General features: G+C 72.3%; 21 protein-coding genes. 15 read left to right on the top strand and 6 right to left on the bottom strand.

Annotated features, from left to right (window positions below; translation table 11 throughout):
- The first annotated feature begins 6 nt into the window (after positions 1 to 6).
- The 7 genes from msrB (at position 7) to mgtA (ending at position 7,160) form a co-directional block, all read left to right on the top strand.
- Positions 7 to 414, top strand: coding sequence for a peptide-methionine (R)-S-oxide reductase MsrB (msrB, locus tag ACI2LY_RS06945; protein ID WP_389002655.1), 408 nt, complete (start codon positions 7 to 9; stop codon positions 412 to 414).
- Between the two features lie 254 nt (positions 415 to 668).
- Complete coding sequence (locus tag ACI2LY_RS06940) at positions 669 to 1,793, top strand: ABC transporter ATP-binding protein (RefSeq protein ID WP_404706228.1); 1,125 nt, start codon at positions 669 to 671, stop codon at positions 1,791 to 1,793.
- Entirely contained in the window at positions 1,790 to 2,443 is a 654-nt protein-coding gene (locus ACI2LY_RS06935) for an ABC transporter permease (protein ID WP_404706227.1), read from the top strand. The genes ACI2LY_RS06940 and ACI2LY_RS06935 overlap by 4 nt, the downstream gene beginning before the upstream one ends.
- On the top strand, positions 2,440 to 3,108 hold the full coding sequence (locus ACI2LY_RS06930; RefSeq protein WP_404706226.1) for an ABC transporter permease: 669 nt from the start codon (positions 2,440 to 2,442) through the stop codon (positions 3,106 to 3,108). The genes ACI2LY_RS06935 and ACI2LY_RS06930 overlap by 4 nt, the downstream gene beginning before the upstream one ends.
- Before the next feature lie 108 nt (positions 3,109 to 3,216).
- Positions 3,217 to 4,176, top strand: a complete 960-nt coding sequence (locus tag ACI2LY_RS06925) for an ABC transporter substrate-binding protein (protein WP_404706225.1) — start codon at positions 3,217 to 3,219, stop codon at positions 4,174 to 4,176.
- Between the two features lie 132 nt (positions 4,177 to 4,308).
- A complete protein-coding gene (locus ACI2LY_RS06920) occupies positions 4,309 to 4,662 on the top strand; it encodes an ArsR/SmtB family transcription factor (protein ID WP_389002640.1) in 354 nt (117 codons plus the stop codon).
- Between the two features lie 5 nt (positions 4,663 to 4,667).
- Positions 4,668 to 7,160: a magnesium-translocating P-type ATPase gene (gene mgtA / locus ACI2LY_RS06915; protein WP_404706224.1), complete on the top strand. Its 2,493-nt coding sequence runs from the start codon at positions 4,668 to 4,670 to the stop codon at positions 7,158 to 7,160.
- Here mgtA and ACI2LY_RS06910 read toward each other — a convergent pair.
- Positions 7,151 to 8,725 carry an LCP family protein gene (locus ACI2LY_RS06910; RefSeq protein WP_404706223.1) on the bottom strand — a complete coding sequence of 525 codons (1,575 nt, stop codon included), beginning with the start codon at positions 8,723 to 8,725 and terminating at the stop codon, positions 7,151 to 7,153. The two genes, mgtA and ACI2LY_RS06910, sit on opposite strands and share 10 nt — an antisense overlap.
- A gap of 124 nt (positions 8,726 to 8,849) precedes the next feature.
- On the opposite strand from ACI2LY_RS06910, the gene tatA reads away from it, so the two are divergent.
- Positions 8,850 to 9,050 carry a Sec-independent protein translocase subunit TatA gene (tatA, locus tag ACI2LY_RS06905; RefSeq protein ID WP_135792364.1) on the top strand — a complete coding sequence of 67 codons (201 nt, stop codon included), beginning with the start codon at positions 8,850 to 8,852 and terminating at the stop codon, positions 9,048 to 9,050.
- 90 nt (positions 9,051 to 9,140) lie between these two features.
- On the opposite strand, the gene ACI2LY_RS06900 is transcribed toward tatA, so the two are convergent.
- Together ACI2LY_RS06900 and ACI2LY_RS06895 are read right to left on the bottom strand one after the other, a co-directional pair.
- Positions 9,141 to 9,554, bottom strand: coding sequence for a DUF6114 domain-containing protein (locus ACI2LY_RS06900; RefSeq protein ID WP_404706222.1), 414 nt, complete (start codon positions 9,552 to 9,554; stop codon positions 9,141 to 9,143).
- Between the two features lie 4 nt (positions 9,555 to 9,558).
- Positions 9,559 to 10,221: a DUF6230 family protein gene (locus ACI2LY_RS06895; protein ID WP_404706221.1), complete on the bottom strand. Its 663-nt coding sequence runs from the start codon at positions 10,219 to 10,221 to the stop codon at positions 9,559 to 9,561.
- Positions 10,222 to 10,616: 395 nt separating this feature from the next.
- Between ACI2LY_RS06895 and ACI2LY_RS06890 the strand changes: the two genes are divergently transcribed.
- Positions 10,617 to 11,264, top strand: a complete 648-nt coding sequence (locus tag ACI2LY_RS06890; protein ID WP_404706220.1) for a Tat pathway signal sequence domain protein — start codon at positions 10,617 to 10,619, stop codon at positions 11,262 to 11,264.
- An 18-nt stretch (positions 11,265 to 11,282) separates the two neighbouring features.
- On the opposite strand, the gene ACI2LY_RS06885 is transcribed toward ACI2LY_RS06890, so the two are convergent.
- Complete coding sequence (locus ACI2LY_RS06885; protein WP_404706219.1) at positions 11,283 to 12,230, bottom strand: lytic polysaccharide monooxygenase; 948 nt, start codon at positions 12,228 to 12,230, stop codon at positions 11,283 to 11,285.
- Positions 12,231 to 12,619: 389 nt separating this feature from the next.
- Here ACI2LY_RS06885 and ACI2LY_RS06880 point away from each other — a divergent pair, with 389 nt between their 5' ends.
- Positions 12,620 to 13,267, top strand: coding sequence for a ScbR family autoregulator-binding transcription factor (locus ACI2LY_RS06880; protein WP_404706218.1), 648 nt, complete (start codon positions 12,620 to 12,622; stop codon positions 13,265 to 13,267).
- Positions 13,268 to 13,288: 21 nt separating this feature from the next.
- Positions 13,289 to 14,491, top strand: coding sequence for a damage-control phosphatase ARMT1 family protein (locus ACI2LY_RS06875; RefSeq protein WP_404706217.1), 1,203 nt, complete (start codon positions 13,289 to 13,291; stop codon positions 14,489 to 14,491).
- On the opposite strand, the gene ACI2LY_RS06870 is transcribed toward ACI2LY_RS06875, so the two are convergent.
- Positions 14,468 to 15,580, bottom strand: coding sequence for a cytochrome P450 (locus ACI2LY_RS06870; RefSeq protein WP_404706216.1), 1,113 nt, complete (start codon positions 15,578 to 15,580; stop codon positions 14,468 to 14,470). The genes ACI2LY_RS06875 and ACI2LY_RS06870 overlap by 24 nt on opposite strands.
- A gap of 236 nt (positions 15,581 to 15,816) precedes the next feature.
- Between ACI2LY_RS06870 and cyc2 the strand changes: the two genes are divergently transcribed.
- The 3 genes from cyc2 (at position 15,817) to ACI2LY_RS06855 (ending at position 20,168) form a co-directional block, all read left to right on the top strand.
- A complete protein-coding gene (gene cyc2, locus ACI2LY_RS06865; protein ID WP_404706215.1) occupies positions 15,817 to 17,976 on the top strand; it encodes a germacradienol/geosmin synthase Cyc2 in 2,160 nt (719 codons plus the stop codon).
- Between the two features lie 109 nt (positions 17,977 to 18,085).
- Positions 18,086 to 19,210 (top strand): aminopeptidase P family protein, encoded by a 1,125-nt coding sequence (locus tag ACI2LY_RS06860; RefSeq protein ID WP_404706214.1) that lies wholly within the window; start codon positions 18,086 to 18,088, stop codon positions 19,208 to 19,210.
- Between the two features lie 46 nt (positions 19,211 to 19,256).
- Positions 19,257 to 20,168, top strand: a complete 912-nt coding sequence (locus ACI2LY_RS06855) for a phosphotransferase family protein (RefSeq protein WP_404706213.1) — start codon at positions 19,257 to 19,259, stop codon at positions 20,166 to 20,168.
- 20 nt (positions 20,169 to 20,188) lie between these two features.
- On the opposite strand, the gene treZ is transcribed toward ACI2LY_RS06855, so the two are convergent.
- Complete coding sequence (gene treZ / locus ACI2LY_RS06850; RefSeq protein ID WP_404706212.1) at positions 20,189 to 21,937, bottom strand: malto-oligosyltrehalose trehalohydrolase; 1,749 nt, start codon at positions 21,935 to 21,937, stop codon at positions 20,189 to 20,191.
- A 173-nt stretch (positions 21,938 to 22,110) separates the two neighbouring features.
- Between treZ and ACI2LY_RS06845 the strand changes: the two genes are divergently transcribed.
- On the top strand, positions 22,111 to 22,662 hold the full coding sequence (locus ACI2LY_RS06845; protein ID WP_389002583.1) for an FHA domain-containing protein: 552 nt from the start codon (positions 22,111 to 22,113) through the stop codon (positions 22,660 to 22,662).
- Positions 22,663 to 22,762: the final 100 nt, after the last annotated feature.

Genomic DNA, 22,762 nt, shown 5'->3' with positions numbered 1-22,762 from the left:
ATCCTCATGGCGTACGACGTCGAGAAGCCGGACGAGCAGTGGCGGGCGGAGCTGAGCCCGGCCGAGTACACGGTGCTGCGCCAGGCGGGTACCGAACCGGCCTTCACCGGTGAGTACACGGACACCAAGACCGAGGGTGTCTACTCCTGCCGGGCCTGTGGCGCCGACCTGTTCACCTCCGGCACCAAGTTCGCCTCGCACTGCGGCTGGCCGTCGTTCTTCGACCCGAAGGACAGTGACGCGGTCGAGCTGATCGAGGACCGCTCGCACGGGATGGTCCGCACCGAGGTCCGCTGCTCCAACTGCGGCTCCCACCTCGGGCACGTCTTCGAGGGCGAGGGCTATCCGACGCCCACCGACCAGCGGTACTGCATCAACAGCATCTCGCTGCGCCTCACGCCCGAAGCGGGCTGACGCCGACCCCGCCGATGCCCACCTGCCGGAAACGGGAGGTGGGCATCGTCACATGATCGGAGGAGTGGGGCGCCCGGAACTGGGTAGCAGCCTCCCGATTCATGGGACCGTCCGGCCGTGGCACGACCACGGGTGCGCGCGCCCGCACCCGGTCCGGTCGCCCTTTCGCGCTCTCCGGGTGGCGTGGCTCGTGCCGTCTAGACTCGGCCGGCACTGGTCCAGGCACTCCTGCCAACCGAAGGGCGCGCGGCGTTTTGATACGGATAGATTCAGTCACCAAGCGATACCCGGACGGCACGGTCGCGGTCGACCGGCTGTCGCTGGACATACCGGACCGCGCGATCACCGTCCTCGTCGGCCCCTCCGGCTGCGGCAAGACGACCACCCTCAGGATGATCAACCGGATGGTGGACCCCAGCGAGGGCAGCATCCTCCTCGACGGCGCCGACATCCGGCAGCAGCCCGTCAACTCCCTGCGCCGGTCCATGGGTTACGTCATCCAGAACGCCGGGCTCTTCCAGCACCGCACCATCCTGGACAACATCACCACCGTGCCCCGCCTCCTCGGCTGGAGCAAGGGCAAGGCCCGTGAGCGCGCGGCCGAACTGATGGAGCGGGTCGGGCTGGACAGCTCGCTCGCCAAGCGTTACCCGTACCAGCTCTCCGGCGGTCAGCAGCAGCGCGTCGGCGTGGCGCGGGCGCTCGCCGCCGACCCGCCGGTGCTGCTGATGGACGAGCCGTTCTCCGCCGTCGACCCGGTGGTCCGCAAGGGACTCCAGGACGAACTGCTGCGCATCCAGGATGAGTTGGGCAAGACCATTGTCTTCGTCACCCATGACATCGACGAGGCCGTGAAGCTGGGAACCATGGTCGCCGTGCTGCGCACCGGCGGACGGCTCGCCCAGTTCGCCCCGCCCTCCGAACTGCTCACCGCGCCCGCCGACCCCTTCGTGGAGGACTTCCTCGGCGCCGACCGGGGCATCCGCCGCCTGTCCTTCTTCCCGTCCGACGGGCTGGAGCTGGACACCGAGCCGGTCGTCCCCCTCGACGCCGACGCCACCCGGCTCACCCCGCGCGGCAGCGCCCCGTACCTGCTCGTCACCGACGCCGACGGCCGCCCGCTCGGCTGGGGCGAACCCGCCGCACTCACGGCCGGTGCCATCGACCCGGCCCGCCTCCTGTCGCACGGGCGGCCGTTCCGGCCCGGCACCGACTCGCTGCGCACCGCCCTCGACGGCGCCGTGCTGTCACCGACCGGCTGGGCCGTGGCCGTCGACGGTGAGGGACGCGCGGTCGGCGTGGTCTCGCAGGCGACCATCGGCGAGGCCATCCGCACCGCCCACACCGAGGACCGTCCGGAGGTGACGGCGGCCGGATGAACGGCTTCTTCGACCTCCCCAGCGACCTCCAGCACAGCTACTTCGGCCTGATCGGCCTGCATCTGCGCGAAGCGCTGCTGCCGGTGCTCGCCGGACTCCTGCTGTCGCTGCCCATCGCCCAGCTCTGCGCCCGCTTCCGCTGGCTGTACCCGCCGGTCCTCGGCGTCACCACCGTGCTCTACGCGATCCCGTCGCTGGCGTTCTTCGTGATCCTCATCGACTACACCGGGCAGAGCGAGCTGACGGTGATGATCCCGCTCGCCGTGTACAGCCTGGTCGTGCTCGTCCCCGCCATCGTGGACGGCGTCCGCTCGGTGCCCCCGGAGACCCTGGCCGCCGCCGAGGCGATGGGGCTCGGCGCGGTACGGCGTTATCTCCAGGTGCAGTTGCCCATCGCCGTGCCCGCCATCATCGCGGGCCTGAGGGTCGCCACCGTGTCCAGCATCTCGCTGGTCAGCGTCGGCATGCTCATCGGCAACCAGGGCGCGCTCGGCAACATGCTGAACGACGCCAACCTCTACCACCGCCCCGAACTCGCGGTGAACTCCGTGGTGACGACCGCCCTGTTGGCGATCCTCGTCGACGCGGCGCTGGTGCTCACCCGCACCCTGCTGACCCCGTGGATGCCGAAGAAGGGTGCCGCCCGGTGAACGTCCTGGACTTCGCGCACTCCTTCTTCGCCGACCCGGCCCGCTGGCGCGGCTACGACGGTGTCCCCACCCGCCTGCTGGAGCACGTGGGTTACTCCCTGGAGGCCCTCGCCGTCGCCGCGCTCATCGCGCTGCCGGTGGGCCTGATCGCCGGGCATCTGAGGCGCGGCGGCAACGCCCTGTCGATGGTCGCCACGGCCGGCCGGGCACTGCCCAGTTTCGGTCTGCTGGTGCTGCTGTTCATCTGGTTCGGCTTCGGCACGCTGCCCGTGATGGTGCCGCTCGTCGTGCTCGCCGTACCGCCGATCCTCGTCACCACCTACGAGGCGATCCAGACCGTCGACCCGTCCCCGGTGGACGCGGCGCGCGGGATGGGCATGACCGAGCCGCGCATCCTGTTCCAGGTCGAACTCCCGGTCGCGCTCCCGGTGATCCTCGGCGGACTGCGCACCGCGGCCGTCCAGATCGTCTCCACGGCGACCATCGCCGCGTACGTCAGCTTCGGCGGGCTCGGCCGGTACATCATCGACGGGCTCTACCAGAAGGACTACGAGAAGGTGGTCGGCGGCGCCACGCTGGTCGCCGGACTCGCCCTGGTGACGCTCCTGGTGTTCTGGGCGCTGTCGAAGCTCACCGTGTCGCCGGGGGTCCGGCGCAGTGGCTGACCCCTTCACCGGCGCGTTCATACAGCCGACACAAACAGGCGCGATCGAGGCCAATCGGTGACCTCACTTCCCTTGACTGACAAATCACGAACTGGCTTGGATCAACAGGTGACTTACAACAACCGCATCAGCAAGTCCATCCGGGGGAACCGAGGGGCGGCGCTGGTCGCCCTCGCGGCGGCGACGACGCTGCTTGCGGGCTGTGGCTCCTCCGACGGCAAGTCCGACAACCCGCTGGCCGGAGGCGGGGCGAGCGGGGACACCGTCGTCGTCGGCTCCAACAACTTCGCCGAGAGCATCCTGCTCGCCGACCTCTACGGCGAGGCCCTCAAGGCCAAGGGCGTCGAGGTCAAGTACCAGCCCAACATCGGCAGCCGCGAGACCACCTACGGCCTGCTGAAGAACGGCTCCGTGACGCTGCTGCCCGAGTACAACGGCGCGCTGCTGGCCTACCTCAACCAGAAGGCGGCGCCGAAGTCGACCGGCGAGACCACCAAGGCCATCGAGGCCAAGCTGGACTCCAAGCTGACCCTGCTGAACCCCTCCCCGGCGGAGGACAAGGACTCGGTCACGGTCAACGCGGCCACCGCCAAGAAGTACAATCTGACCGCCAAGTCCTCCATCGGCGACCTCAAGGGCATCGCCAAGGACCTGGTCATCGGCGGCTCCCCGGAGTTCCAGACCCGCCACCAGGGTCTGAGCGGCCTGAAGGAGCTGTACGGCCTGGAGTTCAAGTCCTTCAAGTCCCTGGACGCGGGCGGCCCGCTCACCCAGGCGGCGCTGAAGAAGGACTCCGTGCAGGCCGCGGACCTCTTCACCACCGACCCGGTGATCGCCAAGGAGAAGTTCGTCGTCCTGAGCGACCCGAAGAACCTCTTCGGCTTCCAGAACGTGCAGCCCCTCGTGCGCAAGGACGCGGTGCCGCAGAAGGGTGTGGACGCGCTCAACGCGGTCTCCGCCAAGCTGGACACCAAGACCCTGCTCGACCTGGACACCCAGGTGCAGGTCCAGCACAAGGACCCGCTGGACGTGGCCAAGGAGTGGCTGAAGGCCAACGGCCTCGGCTGACCCGCACCGCACCACCCGGACCGCCCGGCCGACGCAACCCCGTCGCCGGGCGGTCCGCGTGTACCCGCACGGCACCTAGACTGACTGGTCGGACAGCGACCGAACAGCCGAGACCGCGCGAGGAGGAGAGCAGTGGCGACACGGCCCGGCGACCCCTCCCCGCAGGTCCTCACCGAGGCCGCCGCCGCCTTCGGACTGCTCGCCTCCCCGGCACGGCTGCACCTCGTCTGGGCGCTCGCCCAGGGCGAGAGCGATGTCACCGGGCTCGCCGAACGGGTCGGCGGCGCGCTGCCCGCCGTCAGCCAGCACCTCACCAAGCTCAAACTCGCCGGACTGGTCCGCTCCCGCCGCGAGGGCCGCCGCCAGGTCTACTTCGTCGACGCCGACGAACAGGCCGCGCTCGTGGACGTCGTCCACCTCCTCGTCGGCCGCCTCACCGAACAGACCACTCCCGCCGCCCCGGCCCGCCGCCTGCGCGGACTGTGACCGAAGTGCCGGACACCTCGCTGCGACTGCTGCGGCGCCTGGACACCGGCCCGCGCGGACTGACCGACACCGAGGCGGACGCCCGGTCGGCCGAGTACGGTGCGAACACCCCGGCCGCCACCCCGCCCGAGCCGTCCTGGCCGCGCCGGTGCGCGCGGGCCCTGCGCGACCCGTTCACCGCCGTACTGCTCACCCTCGGCCTGGTCTCCGCGTTCGTCGCCTCCTGGGGCACCGCCGCCGTGATCCTCACCCTGGTCGCCGTCAGCTGCGCGCTGCGCGCCGCCGGGGAACGCCGCGCCGACCGCTCCCTGGCCGCGCTGCGCGACCTGGTCACCGGCACCGCGACCGTGCTGCGCCGCGCCGACCGGGCCGACGAGCCGCGGGCCCGCGAGGTCCCGGTCGCCGACCTGGTGCCCGGCGACATCGTCCGGCTCGGCCCCGGCGACCTCGTACCGGCCGACGTACGGCTGCTGCGCGCCCGGGGGCTGACCGTCCGGCAGGACACGCTCACCGGTGAGTCCGCGCCCGTCGCCAAGGAGGCCGTGGACGCGCCGCGCCGGTTCGCCGAGTCCCATCTCTGCTTCCAGGGCAGCCATGTCGTCGCGGGCAGCGCGACCGCCGTGGTGGTGGCGACCGGGGCGCGCACCCGGTTCGCCGCCACCCAGGGAGCCCCCGTCACGCGCGGTCCGAGCGCCTTCGACCGGTCCGTGCACGGCATCTCCTGGGTGCTGGTCCGGTTCGCGCTGCTCACCCCGCCGCTCGTCCTCATGGCGAGCGCCGCCCTGCACGGCCGGATGCTGCAGACGCTGCCGTTCGCCGTCGCGGTGGCCGTCGGGCTCACCCCCGAGATGCTCCCGGTGATCGTCACCACCTGTCTGGCCCGCGGCGCGGCCCGGCTGGCCGACGCCCACCGGGTCGTCGTACGGCGGCTGCCCGCGCTGCACGACCTCGGCGCGGTCGACGTGCTGTGCCTGGACAAGACCGGCACCCTCACCCGGGACCGGCCCGTCCTCGCGGCCGCGCTCGGGCCGGACGGCCGGGACGACCCCGAGGTACTGCACTGGGCCGCCGTCGCCGCCTGGTGGGGCCTCGCCCTGTCCGAACTCCCCGCCCCGGACGCCCTGGACGAGGCCCTGCTCACCGCCGCCGGACCGGTCGGCGAGGAGTACGACGGGGTCGCCGCGCTCCCCTTCGACCCCGCCCACCGGCTGGCCACCGCCGTGGTCACCGGCGCCCTCGGGCGACATGTGCTGATCACCAAGGGCGCCGCCGAGGACGTGCTCGACCGGTGCGAGCTGACCGACGCCGAGCGCCACCGGCTGCTCGCCCTCGCCGCGCGGCAGGCCGGGTCCGGGCTGCGCGTCCTCGCCGTCGCCACCGCCGAACTCCCCGCCCGCACCCGGCCCTACCGCGCCGAGGACGCCCGCGGCCTCACCTTCAACGGCCTGCTCACCTTCCGCGACGACCTGGCCCCCGGCGCCGCCGAGGCCCTGCGCACCCTGACCGGCCTCGGCATCGAGGTCCGCGTCCTGACCGGCGACCACCCCGCCACCGCGGTACGCGCCTGCCGGGACCTGGGGCTGACGGTGGGGGAGGTGCGCACGGGCTCCTCCCCGGAGACGGCCGGGACACCGGGCGGTGTCACCGTGGTGGCCCGGTGCACCGCCGACGACAAGGCGCGGGTCGTGGCCGGACTACGGGCGGCCGGGCACACGGTCGGGTTCCTCGGGGACGGTGTCAACGACGTGCCCGCGATGCTCGCCGCCGACGTGGGCGTCGCGCCGCGCGGTGCCGTCGACGTGGCCCGTGAGAGCGCGGACGTGGTGCTCGGCGAGAAGGACCTCCGCGCCCTCGGGCACGCCGTGCTCGCCGGACGGCACAGCAGCGCCAACATCGCCTCCTACCTGCGCGTCACGCTCTCGTCCAACCTCGGCAACGTCCTCGCCATGCTCGCCGCCGGACTGCTGCTGCCGTTCCTGCCGATGCTCCCCGTCCAGGTGCTCGCGCAGAACCTCTGCTTCGATGCCTCGCAGCTCGCCTTCGCCGACGACCGCCCCGACCCCGGGGCGCTGCGCCGCCCGACCCGGCTGCGGCCACCCGCCTTCCTGCGCTTCCTCACCGGCTTCGGCCTGCTCAACGCGGTCGCGGACCTCGCCACCTTCGCCGTGCTCACGCTCGCCCCGCACGGCGGTGCCGTCCTGGCCGACCAGGCGCTGTTCCACTCGGCCTGGTTCACCGAGAACCTGCTCACCCAGGCGCTGGCGATGCTGCTGCTCCGCTCGGGACGGCACCTCGCCGGGCCCCGGCCCGGCCCGGTCGGCTGGGCCTCGGCCGCGCTGGCCGGTGCCGGACTGCTGCTGCCCGCCACCCCGCTCGGCGCGCTCCTCGGCCTGACCGCCCTGCCCGCCGACCGCTATCTGCTGCTGGCCGTCGTCCTCGTGCCGTACGCGCTCGCGCTGACCGTGGCGCGGGTGCGCCACGACCGGCGTCAGCCGTAGGTGAGGTTCGCGCAGGGGTTGTCGTCCGCCGAACGCGCCCCGTTGGCCACCTCGCTGGGCACCGAGGCCGATGTCGAGGACGGCGTCGGGTCCGTCGCGTACGCCTGGCCGAGGACCACGTTGATCCGGGGCGCGCCGATCTGCTCCAGCTGGGCGCCGGGGAAGACCTTGGCCACGGTCCGGGCGCGGTCCGCCATGCCGGGGCCGTACTGGACGACGGTCGCCAGGTGGTTCTGGGAGAGCGCGGTGGCCGTACCGGTGACGGTGAAGCCGGACGCGGTGAGCGTGGCCGAGCCCTTGGCGGCGAGCCCGGTCACCGTGGTGCCGTTGTAGACCGCCACGGCGATGCCCTTGCCGGAGACCGGGGCGGGGGAGTGCGGGGCCGGGCTCGGCTTCTTCGTCGCCTTGCCCTTCCCGCCGCTGGCGTCGGCGCCGTCGATCGTACGGTCCGCCTTCAGCGCGGCCCACAGCTCACCGGCGTCCGGCTCCACGACCGCCACCCGCGAACCCGCGTACCGCCAGGGCACGGTGACGAACTTGGTGTTGTGCAGGTCGACGTCCTTCAGCGACATGGCGAACGACAGCAGCTTGTCGGCGCTGCCCAGCCCCGGGTCGACGGTCATCGACCGGGTCGCGGCGTCGGCCAGGGGCAGCAGCTTGGTCGGGGTGAACCCCTTGTCCTTGACCTCCTTCAGCAGGCTGCCCACGAACGCCTGCTGCCGCTTGATCCGGCCTATGTCGGAGCCGTCGCCGATGCCGTGCCGGAGGCGGACGTAGTCCAGCGCCTGCCGTCCCGCGACCGTCTGCTCGCCCTGCCGGAAGAGCAGCGCGCCCTGGGTGGCCCGGTTGGGGTTCAGGTCCTTCTGGTAGACGTCGTTGGGCAGGCACACCTTCACCCCGCCGACGACCTGGGTGAGCGCGGCGAAGCCCTTGAAGTCCACCACCACCGTGTGGTCCACCCGCAGCCCCGTCAGCTGCTCCACCGTGTTCTGGGTGCAGGCCGGGTTGCCCTTGTCGGTCTCGCCGACGGAGAAGGCCGCGTTGAACATGGTGTTGGGCTGGGCCTGGGTCCAGCCACCGGTGGGCAGCTTGCAGGGCGGGATGTTCACCAGGGTGTCGCGCGGTATGGACACGGCCAGCGCGTGCTTGTGGTCGGCGTATATGTGCAGCAGCAGCGTGGTGTCGGAGCGGCCGATGCCGTCCTTGTCGCCGCCGCCCAGCGCCGCGTTGCCGTCGGTGCGCGCGTCCGAGCCGATCAGCAGGACGTTCTCACCCTTGGACGAGCCCGCCGGGCGGTTGTCGGAGAGGCCGCCCGCGTCGAAGGTCTGGATGTTGCCGTTGAGCTTCAGATACACCCAGCCCGCGCCCGCGCCGCCGAGGACCACCAGCGACAGGCAGACGAGGAGGGCCACCCGTGCTCTGCGCGCACGGCGGCGCCGCTGGTCCCGTGCGCCGGACCGGGTGCCGCGGCCCCCGTCGCCGGGACCGCTCTCGCCCTCCGGGGTGCCCCGCCCGCCGCCGCGTCGCCGTGACGGTGCCGTTCCCCGGCTGCTCGTGATGCTCATCCGCCGCCCTCTTGTGCCTCTCCCTGGGTTGTACAGTTGCGCAATGTAGCAATCATCGCTGAACGGGCCGGAGGCGCGGGAGCCCCTGGCCGTCAGGAATCGCGTGAGAAAAGGGAGGGCGGCCATGCTCCGCAACGGACTGGAACCCTGGCATCTGCTGGTCGTGGCGATCGTCTTCATCGTGCTGTTCGGCTCCAAGAAGCTGCCGGACACCGCACGCTCGCTGGGCCGGTCCCTGCGCATCCTCAAGAGCGAGGCGAAGGCGATGAAGGACGAGAGTGCCGCTCCCGCCGCCCCCACACCGGCCGACCCCGCTGTCCGGTGAACTCGGCACACCGGGGGAGAAGTTCCCGTATCACCTGAAAGAGGGAGGACCCGGCGGCAGGGTGCCGCCGGGTCCCGGGGAAACCGCTGTTCAGGCGCGGACCCGCTCCCGGCGGCGCTGCCGTCGGGACACGCGTGCCTCCTGGTCGGGCAGCCAGCCGAAGGTGAGGCAGCTGCCGACGACGCCGAGGAGCAGGCCGATGAAGAAGCCGCCCAGGTTGGACGTGAGCCAGGTGCCCAGGGTGATCAGCACACCGGCGAGCGAGTAGAACAGCCGCTGGGCCGGGTTGAAGAGGATCAGCAGTCCCAGCAGCACCATCAGGGTCGGCAGCAGATAGCCCGCCAGCCCCTGCATGCCGATGTGCAGGACGACCTTCAGCGACGCCTTCTCGGTGAGCAGGATCTCGGCCCCGCCCAGCGCGAGCAGCAGCCCGCCCCAGAACGGCCGACGCCCCCGCCAGTCACGGAAGGCCGCCCGCGCACCCCGGCGCGCACGCTCCGGCACCGGCTCAGCAGCCCGAGTCGCTGAAGCCCAGCTTCAGACCGGGCAGCTTGAACACGGCCGCCGTGGTGGCGTAGTTGGTCTGGCGCAGGTTGGCGATGTGCACGGTGTCGGCCTGCTGGGAGAAGACGCCGATCGGGCCCTTGGCGTTGGCCTTGTTCAGGGTGCTGGCGTCGTTGCCGATCTCGATGTTGTCGAAGGAGGCGTCACCCGACAGCTCGGTGGAGTCGGTGGTCAGATCGGTCGCCGTCACCTTCTTCTCGCCCTGGCCCGCCTTGATCAGCAGGTTGGTGCCGCCCAGGTCGACGCTCTGGCAGAGCTTGGTGAGGGTGGCGCTCTTGATCGCGGAGGTGACGACAAGGACCTGCCCGCCGGTGTCACCCGCGTTCGGGCTGCCGTCCGCCATGTTGTCGAGCCCGCCGAACTGCTCGAAGCCGGTGCCGTTCAGCTCGGTCGCGGTGACCGTGAACGGCATGCCGGAGATGGCGAACTGCACACCCAGCGCGCCCTCGGCGGTCAGGATCGCCAGACCCGCGGCGACCAGGGTGGCGGGGATCGCCAGTACGGCGGCCCGGCGGTACCGGACGCGTCCGCGCCGTTCGCCGTCGGCCGGGCCGGGCTCGGGGGAGGGGGTGGGGTCGGTGGACGAGAGGTCCGGGGACGAGGCCATGTCTGCTCCCATGGAGGTGGAACCATGCGGGTTTCAGGTGGCGCGTTGTCCTGGCGCGGACAAGGGCGACCGCCGGTTACGCGGCGGTAGCCTGCTCGGAAGTTACCGCCGGTTACATGGAGGGTCAAGGGAGTGGTGAAAAGCAGGTCCCGGCCCCGCGCGAACGGCCGACGGCGGCCCCAACTCCCTTGCTCCGTATTGACGTTGACCCCATATCCGGTCTACAACTCTGCCTGATCTCCTCGGGACCGTGGCGCCGGGCCCGACGAACGGCACGCGCCCGTTTCCCGGCTTCTCCGGGCGGCCGTCCCGTATGCGCGAACCCGCACCGCATCCCGCATCGCATCACGGCACACCCTGCTCTCCGTCCCCCACCTCGGAAGAGAGGCACCCGCATGCGCACCCTCCTCGCTCTCGCCGGAACCGTCACCGCGCTCACCCTGGCCGCGGCCGTCCCCGCCGCCGCCGACGGCGGCGCCGTGCTGACCACGGGCGGTGTCGGCGGCACCGCCGTCGCCGTCGGCGACACCCTCACCGCGCCGCTCGCCACCGGCACCTCCGCCACCCTGTACTCCAGCGCGACCGGCACCAGCGGAGTCAAGTGCACGGCGTCCCAGTTCACGGCCGAGGTCACCGGCAACCCGGACGCACCCGGCGCCGCCACCGAGTCGGTCACCGGCCACACCTTCGACAGCTCCAGCTGTACCAGCAACGTCACCGGCGTCCTCGGCGTCAGCGGCATCACCGTCGACCACCTGCCCTACACCGCGTCCGTCGCCTCCGACGGCACCCTCTCCGTCGCCCCGGCGAGCGGCTCGACCATCCAGACCACGGTCAAGCTGCGCACCCTGCTCGGCTCGATCAACTGCGTCTATCAGGCGCCGAGTCTGACCGGGAAGGCGGACAACGCCGACAACAGCATCACCTTCACCAACCAGCAGTTCACGAAGGTGTCCGGCTCGTCGCTGTGCTTCGCCAGCGGCTACTTCACCGCCAAGTACGCCCCGGTCACCGACGCGGGCGCCCCGGTTTTCGTCAACTGATCGCTTCTCGAACCTCGTTCAGCGCCGACGCAGGCGCGGGAGGAGGGCGGCGGCCGCGGTGACCACCAGCACCGCGGCCGCGCCGCCCGCCAGCAACGGAGCCGAGGGACCCGACTTCGCGCGGGTCGCCTCGGCCACCGGCTTGCCGTCGTCCGGCACGGCCGCGTACGAGGGGTCCTTGCGCGGTTCGGCGGTCGACGCTTCCGCCGAGGGGGACGCGGACGCCGGGTGCGAGGCATGTGCGGAGGGCGTCGCCGCCTTCGAGGCCGGCCTCTTGTTGGGCGCGGGCCGGGTGGTGACCGAACCGCCGCCCGAAGCCGTGCTCTTCTTCGCGAGTACCACGTCGGAGCACGAGTAATAGGTGTCGGGGGTGCTGGTGTTCTGCCAGATCGTGTACAGCATCTGACGTCCCGTCCGGTCCGCGGGCAGCGTCGCCGTGAGGTGGTACGCCCCGTTGCTCAGCGACGGGTTCTTGATCTCCGCGAACGGGCGCTCCGGCAGGTCCGACCACTTCAGCGGCTTCGCCGGGTCGTAGCCGGGCTTGGTCAAGTACAGCCGGAACGTGCCCTCGTGGGCGATCGTGGAGGCGTACGTCAGCGTCATCCGGGCGCCCGGGGTCAGCCGGGTGGCGGGCCAGTCGGTGCGGGCCAGGTCGAGACCGCGGTAGGCGGCAAGGTTCCCGCTGCACAGCTTGCCGTCCGGAATCACCTGCCGGTCACGGCCGTTGACGCCCGGCACCCGGAGGTTGTCCCACGCGGTGAAGGGGGCGCCGTTCGCCGCGATCGCGGCCCGGCAGGCGGCCGACCGGTTGGCGCTGCCGCCCTGGGGCGAACAGGCGTAGACCCGGCTGACCGGATCGGTCGGGGCGCCGTGCGCCTGGGCCGGTCCCGCCGTCCACGGCAGCAGCAGGAGCGGGGTCGCGGCGGCGGCCGCCAGAGTGCTCAGGCGGGCGGTCATCCGAGTCATCCGGGACGTCTCCTCGGCGGGGCGGGTGAAGGGGTTCGACTGAAGGGGTTCGGCTCAAGGGGTTCGCGACCCCCAATACGAGCCACGGAGCCGGGGTGTTCACGCCCCCGGTGAGCCGAAGAAGTCAATTCACAGACCGCTTCGGCTGTTTCTGAAGCATCCTCCGTCGCCCGTGAATCTTCGCGTAAGCGACGCAGTGCACCCGGAAGCCCCCGGAGCCGGATAAAAGCGGAAGGCCCAGTTCACCCCGGTGGAGCAGGGGAGGAAGTGTGGAAGAGTGCGGAATCCCGGTGCGTCCCGCGTGACTCCCGTTGCCGCTCGGTGAGTTATCGTATGCGAGGCTTCAAAACAAACCGCGTGTCCCGTTCGTGCAGGAGAGGGGTCGGCCGATGGCGAGGCAGTTGCGCGCTGAACAGACCCGGACGACGATCATCACGGCCGCAGCCGACCTGTTCGACCGGCAAGGGTATGAATCCACCAGTCTGAGTGACATCGTCGGACATGCGAACGTCACCAAGGGCGCCCTGTACTTCCACTTCGCCGCCAAGGAGGATCTGGCCCACGCCATCCTCGAACTCCAGTCGGCGGCCGCCCGCCAGGTGGTGGCCGAGGTCGAGAGCCGGGGCTGCTCCTCGCTGGAGGCGCTGATGCGGGCCACGTTCGCCCTTGCCCGCCTCGCCGTGCACGACCCGGTGCCCCGCGCCGGACTCCGCCTGGTCACCACCAACCTGTCCATGCGGCCACCGCTGCGGCACCCCTTCACCGAGTGGCTGGAGTTCACCTCCCGCAAGCTCCACGGCGCGGTCCGGGACTGCGATGTGCACGCCGATCTGGACGCCGGGATCGTCGCCCACTCCCTGGTCTGTTTCTTCGTCGGCACCCGCGTCGCCGGACGCACCCTGGAACCGCCCGCGCGACTGCCCCGCAGGGTCGCCGAGATGTGGTACCTCATGCTCCGCAGCCTGGTCCCGGTGCACCGCCGCCCCCGCTATCTGGCCCTCGCGGCACAGCTGGAGCGGGAGACCAGGATCGGCTGACTAGCGCGGTACGGTGACGGCATGTCCGACGCCGCCCCCACCGCGCCCGTCATCCGCGCCGACGAACCGGGCTCCTTCCCGCACAGCACGCTCGCCGAACGCCACCCCGCGATCATCCGCCAGGTCCGCGACGCCCTCCCCTACGAGCCCCCGCAGCGGCGCGCGCTGGACGCCCTGCTGAAGAACTGCACCGAGGGCGTCATCGAACCCCTCCCCACCGACGCGCCCGACCGCGCGCGCTGGGTGAGCTGGGGCATGGACACCTACGCGGGCCGGTCCTGGTTCGACGTGCCGTGGCTGTGGTCCGAGAGCTACTTCTACCGACGGCTGCTCGGCGCCGTCGGCTACTTCGGCCCCGGCGCCTGGCGCGGCATCGACCCGTTCCGCCCGTCCAAGACCGGCGAACTCCACTCCGCCGAGACCGACGCCGAGCTGTCCGCACTCGACGCACTGCGGGACCGCCCCGCCGAGGACCGCGCCCGGGCCCTGCTGAGCGGCTCCCTGTGGGGCAACCGCGCCGACCTCAGCTTCCAGCTGTCCTCGGAGGGCGGGGAGCGGCGCGAAGCGGCCCCCGGCCTGGTCGCCGACGACAGCGGCCTCCTCTGGTCCCTCCTCCCGCCCGACGGTACGGGCACCCTCTGCCTGGTCGCGGACAACGCAGGCCGCGAACTCGTTCCCGACCTGCTGCTCATCGCCGCGCTCCTCACCGAGCCCCGCATCGGCCGGGCGGTCCTGCACGTCAAGCCGGACCCGTACTACGTCTCCGACGCCACCACCGCCGACGTGATCGACGCGCTGCGCCGCCTGCGTTCCGCCACCGGACTGGCGGGGGAGTACGGCGACACGCTCTGGTCGGCCCTGGGCGACGGCCGCCTCACCATCCGCGCCCACCCCTTCTCCTGCTCGCCGCTGCCCTACACCGACATGCCGGACGACCTGCGCGCCGACTTCACCGCGGCCACCCTCACCGTGTTCAAGGGCGACCTCAACTACCGCCGCCTGGTGGGCGACCGGTACTGGCCGCCCACCACGCCCTTCGACGAGGTGACCGCCTACTTCCCCGGCCCGGTGGCCGCGCTGCGCACCCTCAAGTCCGAGGTCATCACCGGGCTTTCCCCGTCCACCGAAGCCGAGCTGGTCGAGGCGGAGGGGCGGAAGTGGCTCACCGGCGGCACCCACGCCCTGATCCAGGTCAACCCGTCACACGGCCCGGACGGGCAGTGACGCGACCCCATTGGTGACGCCGGAGCCGGACGGCGGCACCGGCCCGGCGAGCCGCAGGATCGGCAGGGCGCGCAGCACCTCCTCGTAGAGGACGCGCAGTTGCAGCCGGGCGAAGTCGGCGCCCAGACACAGGTGCGGGCCCGCGCCGAGCGAGAGGTGCGGGTTGGGCGTGCGGGCCAGGTCCAGCCGGTCGGGGGCGGCGAAGACCTGCTCGTCGTGGTTGGCGGCCGCGAGGGAGACGACGACCTTGTCATCGCGCCGGACGTGTCGGCCGGAGAGTTCGGTGTCCGTGGCGGCGGTACGGCGGATCGTGAGGATCGGCGGATGCCAACGGAGCAACTCCTCTACAGCGGAGTCGAGTTCTTCTGCCTCCTCGCGCAGCCTCCGGTACGCCTCGGGGTGTTCGGCCAGGGTCAGCAGGCCGCCCGCCGCCGCGTCGCGCATGGGGGCGAGGCCGGTGGTCAGGAGGAGGGGGACGAGCATCTCCAGCTCGGCGGAGGTGAGTCGGGCGTTGTGGGCGAGCATGGTGGTGAGGTCGTCGTCGGGGTAGCGGCGCCGGTGGACGATGAGCTCGCGGGCGTAGCCGGTCATGTCCTCCAGCGCGTGCGGCCCGGTCGGCCCGGTCCAGCGGGGCAGGCGGCGCCGGTCGGCGTGCGGGAGGCCCAGCAGGTCGGCCAGGTTGAGCGAGGTGTACGGGTCGGACACGGTGGCGGCGAGGTCGAGGACGCCGTCGGTGGAGCGGGCCTTGGACAGGGCGTGGGCGAGCAGGGTGCGGGCGCGCTCGCGGGCGGTTCTGGTGAAGCGTTCGACGCGCTCGGGGGTGAGGGCGCGGGCCGCGTGGTCTCTGAGCCGGGTGTGCTGGGGCGGGTCCTGGTGGGACAGCAGCCGTCTCAGGAGCGGGAGTTCGCCGGGTCCGGGGAGGGAGGAGTACGTCGCCGGGTCCTGGAGTACGTGGCGGGCGTCGGCGTGCCGGGTCACCGCCCAGAAGCCGGGGCCGGGCGGGCGGTCCGCCGTGCCGGGTTCGTCCTGCCAGACCACCGGGCCCAAGGCGTGCGGTAATCGGTGCCGGGGAGGCGGGGAGGGGATCATGGCCCATACCGTGGCCCCGGCCCGGGGGGCGGGCAAGGGGAGTGACGGCCTCCGGCGGAGGGCTGGCCGGATGTCGACGGCAGGGCCGGAAAACGGGCCCTGGACACAGGTGTGGCTGTGACGGTCAACGCCACACTGAGCGGTGCGAGTTCCCGGTTTCGGTGCCGGTTCACGCGATGGTGTGATCATCCATGTCGCGGCGGATGACCCATTTGCCCGGCGGGTAGCCCCCCGCCATGACGCAGCCGTTCGAACTCCCGCACTTCTACATGCCGTATCCCGCGCGGCTCAACCCGCATCTCGACGAGGCCCGTGCCCACTCCACCGAGTGGGCGCGCGAGATGGGCATGCTGGAAGGCTCCGGGGTCTGGGACCAGGCCGACCTGGAGGCGCACGACTACGGCCTGCTGTGCGCCTACACCCACCCCGACTGTGACGGTCCGGCGCTCTCGTTGATCACCGACTGGTATGTGTGGGTGTTCTTCTTCGACGACCACTTCCTCGACATGTTCAAGCGCACCCAGGACCGGGCGGCAGGCAAGGCCCATCTGGACCGGCTGCCCCTGTTCATGCCGCTCGACCCCGCCACCCCCGTCCCCGAGCCGGAGAACCCGGTGGAGGCGGGCCTCGCCGACCTGTGGGCGCGTACGGTCCCCGCGATGTCCGCGGACTGGCGGCGCCGGTTCGCCGTGGCGACCGAACACCTGCTCAACGAGTCGATGTGGGAGCTGTCCAACATCAACGAGGGGCGGATCGCCAACCCGGTCGAGTACATCGAGATGCGCCGCAAGGTGGGTGGCGCGCCCTGGTCGGCGGGGCTCGTGGAGTACGCGACCGCCGAGGTGCCCGCCGCAGTCGCGGAGTCCCGCCCGCTCAGGGTGCTGATGGAGACCTTCTCCGACGGCGTCCATCTGCGCAACGACCTGTTCTCCTACCAGCGGGAGGTGGAGGAGGAGGGCGAGAACAGCAACGGCGTGCTGGTACTGGAGAAGTTCTTCGGCTGCACCACCCAGGAGGCCGCCGAGACCGTCAACGACGTCCTCACCTCACGGCTGCACCAGTTCGAGCACACCGCGCTCACCGAGGTACCCGCCGTGGCGCTGGAGAACGGCCTGCGCCCGGACGAGGTCGCGGCGGTGGCCGCCTACACCAAGGGGCTCCAGGACTGGCAGTCCGGCGGCCACGAGTGGCACCTTCGCTCCAGCCGGTACATGAACCAGGGCGCGCGCTCCGAGACGCCCTGGCGGGTGCCGAGCGGCCCCGGCACCTCGGCCGCCGACGTCCGCGCCCTGCTGGCCTCGGCGGGCGCCGAACGGCTGCGCGCGTACACGCATGTGCCGTACCAGAAGGTCGGCCCGTCGCTCCTGCCCGACTTCCACATGCCGTTCCCGCTGGCGCTGAGCCCGCACGTCGACGCCTCCCGCCGGAACCTCGTCACCTGGTGCCAGGACATGGGCATCCTGAGCGAGGGCGTCTGGGACGAGGACAAACTCGCCGCGTACGACCTCGCGCTGTGCTCCGCCGGACTCGACCCCGACGCCACGCCCGAGGCCCTCGACCTGAGCGCGCGATGGCTGGCCTGGGGGACGTACGGCGACGACTACTACCCCCTCGTCTACGGCCACCGCCGCGACCTGGCCGCCGCCCGCCTCACCACGGCCCGGCTCTCCCAGTGCATGTCCGTGGACGGCGAACCGGCCGTGGTCCCCGCCAACGCCATGGAACGCGGGCTCGTCGACCTGTGGACGCGTACTACCGCGCCGATGAGCGTCGAGCAGCGGCACACCCTGAAGGCCGCCGTCGACGTGATGACCGAGAGCTGGGTGTGGGAGCTGTCCAACCAGCTGCAACAGCGCGTCCCCGACCCGGTCGACTATCTGGAGATGCGCCGCGCCACCTTCGGCTCCGACCTCACCCTGAGCATGTGCCGGATGGGCCAGGGCCCCGCCATCCCGCCCGAGGTGTACCGCAGCGGGCCGGTGCGCTCCCTGGAGAACGCGGCCATCGACTACGCCTGCCTGCTCAACGACGTCTTCTCGTACCAGAAGGAGATCGAGTACGAGGGTGAGATCCACAACGCGATCCTCGTCGTACAGAACTTCTTCGGCATCGACTACCCGGCCGCGCTCGCCGTCGTCCACGACCTGATGACCCAGCGCATGCGGCAGTTCGAGCACGTCGCCGCCCATGAACTGCCCGTGCTGTACGACGACTTCCAGCTGTCCGAGGAGGCGCGTGCCGCGATGGGCAACTATGTCCTCGACCTCCAGAACTGGCTCGCGGGCATCCTCAACTGGCACCGCGAGGTCGACCGCTACAAGGCCGAGTGGCTGGCCAGCCGGGCCCACGGCTTCGTACCCGGCCAGGGCCCGACCCGGCTCCAGCTGATCGGCTGACGGCGCCCCCATCGCCCCCGGCGGCCACCGGGAACCCGGTGGTCGCCGTATACCCCGCGCGTCATGATGGCCGTACGCCCCGTCAGCACGACCACACCCGGAGGCCCGGATGACCGGCAGTACGCCCGCGCTCTTCACCGCCGACGACTACCGCGCCCGCATGGCGCGCGCGGCCGATGCCGCCGCCGAGGCGGGGCTCGGGGCGCTGCTGGTGGCGCCGGGGCCGGATCTGGTGTGGCTCACCGGGTACGCGCCCCCGGTGACCGAGCGGCTCACGCTGCTGGTCCTCGTGCCCGGCCGCGAGCCCGTGCTCGTGGTGCCCGCGCTGGAGGCGCTCGACGCCGAGAAGGCCGCGGGCGCCCCCGGGCTCACCCTGCTCAGGTGGACCGACGGCGAGGACCCGCACGCCCGCACCGCCGACCTCCTCGACCCCAAGGGCACCGTCGGCGTCAGCGACAACGCGTGGGCGCTGCACCTGCTCGCCCTCCAGCGCGCCCTGCCGGACCTCACCTGCGCCGCCCTCACCGACGCCCTGCCCATGCTGCGCGCCGTGAAGGACGCGGCCGAGCTGGAGCTCCTGGCCGCCGCCGGGGCCGCGGCCGACGCCGCCTTCGAGGAGATCCGCACGCTGCCCTTCGCCGGGCGCCGCGAGGACGAGGTGGGCCGCGACCTCGCCGAACTGCTGCGCCGGTTCGGGCACTCCCAGGTCGACTTCACCATCGTCGGCTCCGGGCCCAACGGCGCCAACCCGCACCACGAGGTCGGCGACCGGGTCATCCAGCGCGGCGACATGGTCGTCCTCGACTTCGGCGGCCTCAAGGACGGCTACGGCTCCGACACCACGCGCACGGTCCACGTGGGCGAGCCGACCGAGGAGGAGCGCCGGGTCCACGACGTGGTGCGGGCCGCGCAGGAGGCCGGGTTCCGGGCCGTCCGGCCGGGCGCCACCTGCCAGGACGTCGACCGCGCCGCCCGCGCGGTGATCGAGGACGCGGGGTACGGGCCGTACTTCATCCACCGCACCGGGCACGGCATCGGCGTCACCACGCACGAGCCGCCGTACATGATCGAGGGCGAGGAGCAGCCGCTCGTGCCCGGCATGTGCTTCTCGATCGAGCCCGGCATCTACCTGCCCGGCCGGTTCGGGGTCCGGATCGAGGACATCGTGACGGTGACGGAGGACGGCGGACGCCGCCTGAACGACACCACCCGTGAGATGGTCGTGGTGGACTGACCAGCGGACATTCCCGACGACCCTGCGGAACGGCGAGACACGACCCATGACCCGGCCACCGACCCCCACCCCGGACACCGTGCGCGCACTGGTCCGCTCCCTGCTCAGGAGCGGTACGGCGGAGGGGGTCCAGGTGCGGCCGGTCGTGGAAGGTCGGCCGTACACCTGGTGGGTCGGCTCCCGGCATGTGCTGCGGCTCGCGCCCGACCGCGAGGCGTCCGTGCGGCTGCGGCGGGAGGCGCGGCTGCGCGACCTGGTGCGGCCGCACCTGCCCGTCGCCGTCCCGGCCGGGGTGGCGTACGGCGACTGGACGCCCGGTCTCGCCTGCACGCTCGACGCCCGGCTGCCTGGCGACTTCGGCGGCGGGCACGAGGTGTCCGCGCTCGGCGAGGCCGACCTCGCCGGGCTGCTCACCGGACTCCGCGCGGTCCCGGTGCGGCAGGCCGAGACGCTCGGTGTGCCGAAGGTGGCGGCCCGGTCCCTGGGCGCGCTGCGCCGTATCGCCGCGCACGCGGCCGAACGGCTCGCCGCCGCCGACGAGTTCGACGCCGGGCAGCTGCGCCAGCTCACGCCGTCCGGGGCCACGCAGCTCGCCGCGCAGCCCGGCTCGGCCGTCCTCACCCACCACCGGCTCACCGACGACCATGTGCTGATCAGCGCCGACGGCCGGGTCCGCGCCGTCCTCGACTGGACCGGCGCGTCCCTGGGCGACCCGGCGGAGGACATCGCCGCCCTCGCCACCTCGGTCGGCGCCCCCGCCGCCGTCCGCGCCGCGACCCTCGCGGGCTACGGCCCCCGCCCCTGTCTGCGCGGCCTCTGGCTCGCCCGCTGCGACACGGTGATCGCCCTGACCGAACACCTCGACACCCCGGCCGCGGGGCCGCTGCGGTCCGCCTTGCTCAGGGCATGGGAGCCGATCATGCTGGAGCGGGTCACCGAGCTCAAGGACGACGAATAGCCCCGAGCCCGGCGCTGGTCCTACGGCTGCGACAGCACCACGCACGACTCCCCGGGCACCTGAAGCAGCCCGTCCGGCCCCGGCGGCTCCACCGACTCGTCCCACGCGGCCAGGATCTCCAGGTGGCCCGTGCCCAGGGGGATGGCGGCCGGTTCCTTGCCCAGGTTGACCGCGACGCGGATGTCGCCCCGGCGGAAGGCCAGCCAGTGGGCGGACTCGTCGTGGGCGACCTTGGTGTCCGCGAGGTCGGGCACGGTGAGGTCGGGGCGTTCGTGGCGGAGGGTGATGAGGCGGCGGTACCAGGCGAGGAGGCGGGCGTGGGGGTCGCGGTCGGGCTCGGACCAGTCCAGGCAGGAGCGGTCGCGGGTGGCCGGGTCCTGCGGGTCGGGGACGTCCTCCTCGGCCCAGCCGTGGGCCGCGAACTCCCGCCGCCTGCCCCGCCGTACGGCCTCGGCCAGCTCGGGGTCGGTGTGGTCGGTGAAGTACTGCCAGGGGGTGGACGCCCCCCACTCCTCGCCCATGAACAGCATCGGCGTGAGCGGCGAGGTCAGGGTGAGTGTGGCCGCGCAGGCCAGCAGGCCGGGGGAGAGGGTGGCGGCGAGACGGTCGCCCTGGGCGCGGTTGCCGATCTGGTCGTGGGTCTGGCTGTAGCCGAGCAGCCGGTGCCCGCTCAGCCGGGCCCGGTCCAGCGGGCGGCCGTGGACCCGGCCCCGGAAGCTGGAGTAGCTGCCGTCGTGGAAGTAGCCGCCGGTGAGGGTCTTGGCGAGCGCGGCGAGCGGAGCCTCGGCGAAGTCGGCGTAGTAGCCCTGGGACTCGCCGGTCAGGGCGGTGTGCAGGGCGTGGTGGAAGTCGTCGTTCCACTGGGCGTGCAGACCGAGGCCGTGCTCCGTGCGCGGGGTGATCATCCGAGGGTCGTTGAGGTCGGACTCCGCGATCAGGAACAGCGGGCGGCCCACCTCCTCGCCCAGGGCGTCCACGGCCGCCGACAGCTCCTCCAGGAAGTGCAGGGCGCGGTCGTCGTACAGGGCGTGCACCGCGTCCAGCCGGAGCCCGTCGAGGCGGTAGTCCCGCAGCCAGGCCAGGGCGCTGCCCCGGAAGTAGGCGCGCACCTCGTCCGAGCCGGGCGCGTCCAGGTTCACCGCGGCGCCCCACGGGGTCTGGTGCGTGTCCGTGAAGTACGGTCCGAAAGACGGGAGTTGGTTGCCGGAAGGGCCCAGGTGGTTGTGGACCACGTCCAGTACGACACCGAGACCCAACTCATGCGCCCGGTCCACGAACCGCTTCAGCGCCTCCGGCCCGCCGTACGGCTCGTGCACCGCCCACGGCGCCACTCCGTCGTACCCCCAGCCGTGCCGCCCGGGGAAGGAGCACAGCGGCATCAACTCGACGTGAGTGATGCCCAGTTCCCTGAGGTGGCCGAGCCGGTCGGCGGCCGCGTCCAGGGTGCCCTCGGGGGTGTACGTGCCCACGTGCAGCTCGTACAGCACCGCGCCCGGCAGCCCGCGCCCCGGCCAGTCGGCCCGCCACGCGTACCGGTCCTGGTCGACGACCGCGCTCAGGCCGTCCGGGCCGTCCGGCAGGCGGCGCGAGCGCGGGTCGGGCAGGACGGGCCCGCCGTCCAGCGCGAAGCCGTACCGCGCGCCGTCCGCCGCGTCCGCCTCCGCCGTCCACCAGCCCGTCCGCTGCGGATCGGGTTCCATCGCCCGGGTGGCGCCCTCGCAATGGAGCGCGACCCGGTCTGCCTGTGGTGCCCACACCTCGAACTTCACGGACGGTTCCCCTTCGTCTGCTCACCGTGATGTAGCCAGTCCATCGTGCCGCGAATTCGATCAATCCGCTTTCGAATCCGGGCTTTCCGGCCGGGTGTCGCGGAAGTGGGCGGTCGCGGGCGGCGGTTGTCTCTTCTGGACACCTCGGGGTGCGCTGCCCGACAATCACGAATGTGACGTCGTCCTTCGAATTCCCCGTGTATCCCGCCCGGGTCTCCGACGCGGAACGCGACAAGGCGCTGCGGGTACTGCGGGACGGCGTCGCCCTGGGCAAGCTGTCGCACGACACGTTCGTGCACCGGATGGAACTGGCGCTCGCCGCGCGCAGTCCCCGCGAACTCGCCGTGCTCACCGCCGATCTGCGGGACGGCAACCGGCTGAGCCGCGCCCTGTTCGGCACCGTCGGGGCCGTGTCGGGCTTCGGTGTCCGGCTGCGCCGGGCCTGGCACGCGGAGCGGCTGCCCAAGCTGCTGCTGCCCCACCCGACGCACGGCCACCCGCTGCGCATCGGCCGCGACCCCGCCAGCGGGCTGCGCCTGAACCACGAGACCGTCTCCCGCGTGCACGCCGAACTCCGCCACGAGGGCGGCATGTGGGTGCTGCGGGACCTCGGCTCCACCAACGGCACCACCGTCAACGGGCGCCGGGTGCTGGGCGCCGTGGCGGTGCGCGAGGGGGACCTCGTCGGCTTCGGCACGGTCTCCTACCGGCTCTCGGCCGACTGACGAACCGGACCCGAACTGGTGTGCTGCGGCCGACGTCCTTGCTGCCCGTTCGGGTGAGTCGGGCTGGCGCGGCTCGGCCGTCGTGCCGATGCACCGTACA

It is taken from the genome of Streptomyces sp. NPDC002176, assembly GCF_044903645.1.
Classification (GTDB): domain Bacteria; phylum Actinomycetota; class Actinomycetes; order Streptomycetales; family Streptomycetaceae; genus Streptomyces.
The sequence above is the reverse complement of the archived record's forward strand: the minus strand, read 5'-3'. Positions and strand labels throughout refer to the sequence as shown.

What these genes read in the sequence shown, in the direction of transcription:
- ACI2LY_RS06885 (WP_404706219.1), bottom strand. Translation starts at nt 12,230, where the DNA reads ATGACTCGGATGACCGCCCGCCTGAGCACTCTGGCGGCCGCCGCCGCG.
- tatA (WP_135792364.1), top strand. Translation starts at nt 8,850, where the DNA reads ATGCTCCGCAACGGACTGGAACCCTGGCATCTGCTGGTCGTGGCGATC.
- ACI2LY_RS06880 (WP_404706218.1), top strand. Translation starts at nt 12,620, where the DNA reads ATGGCGAGGCAGTTGCGCGCTGAACAGACCCGGACGACGATCATCACG.
- msrB (WP_389002655.1), top strand. Translation starts at nt 7, where the DNA reads ATGGCGTACGACGTCGAGAAGCCGGACGAGCAGTGGCGGGCGGAGCTG.
- ACI2LY_RS06935 (WP_404706227.1), top strand. Translation starts at nt 1,790, where the DNA reads ATGAACGGCTTCTTCGACCTCCCCAGCGACCTCCAGCACAGCTACTTC.
- ACI2LY_RS06890 (WP_404706220.1), top strand. Translation starts at nt 10,617, where the DNA reads ATGCGCACCCTCCTCGCTCTCGCCGGAACCGTCACCGCGCTCACCCTG.
- cyc2 (WP_404706215.1), top strand. Translation starts at nt 15,817, where the DNA reads ATGACGCAGCCGTTCGAACTCCCGCACTTCTACATGCCGTATCCCGCG.
- ACI2LY_RS06875 (WP_404706217.1), top strand. Translation starts at nt 13,289, where the DNA reads ATGTCCGACGCCGCCCCCACCGCGCCCGTCATCCGCGCCGACGAACCG.
- ACI2LY_RS06860 (WP_404706214.1), top strand. Translation starts at nt 18,086, where the DNA reads ATGACCGGCAGTACGCCCGCGCTCTTCACCGCCGACGACTACCGCGCC.
- ACI2LY_RS06910 (WP_404706223.1), bottom strand. Translation starts at nt 8,725, where the DNA reads ATGAGCATCACGAGCAGCCGGGGAACGGCACCGTCACGGCGACGCGGC.
- ACI2LY_RS06855 (WP_404706213.1), top strand. Translation starts at nt 19,257, where the DNA reads ATGACCCGGCCACCGACCCCCACCCCGGACACCGTGCGCGCACTGGTC.
- ACI2LY_RS06870 (WP_404706216.1), bottom strand. Translation starts at nt 15,580, where the DNA reads ATGATCCCCTCCCCGCCTCCCCGGCACCGATTACCGCACGCCTTGGGC.
- ACI2LY_RS06895 (WP_404706221.1), bottom strand. Translation starts at nt 10,221, where the DNA reads ATGGCCTCGTCCCCGGACCTCTCGTCCACCGACCCCACCCCCTCCCCC.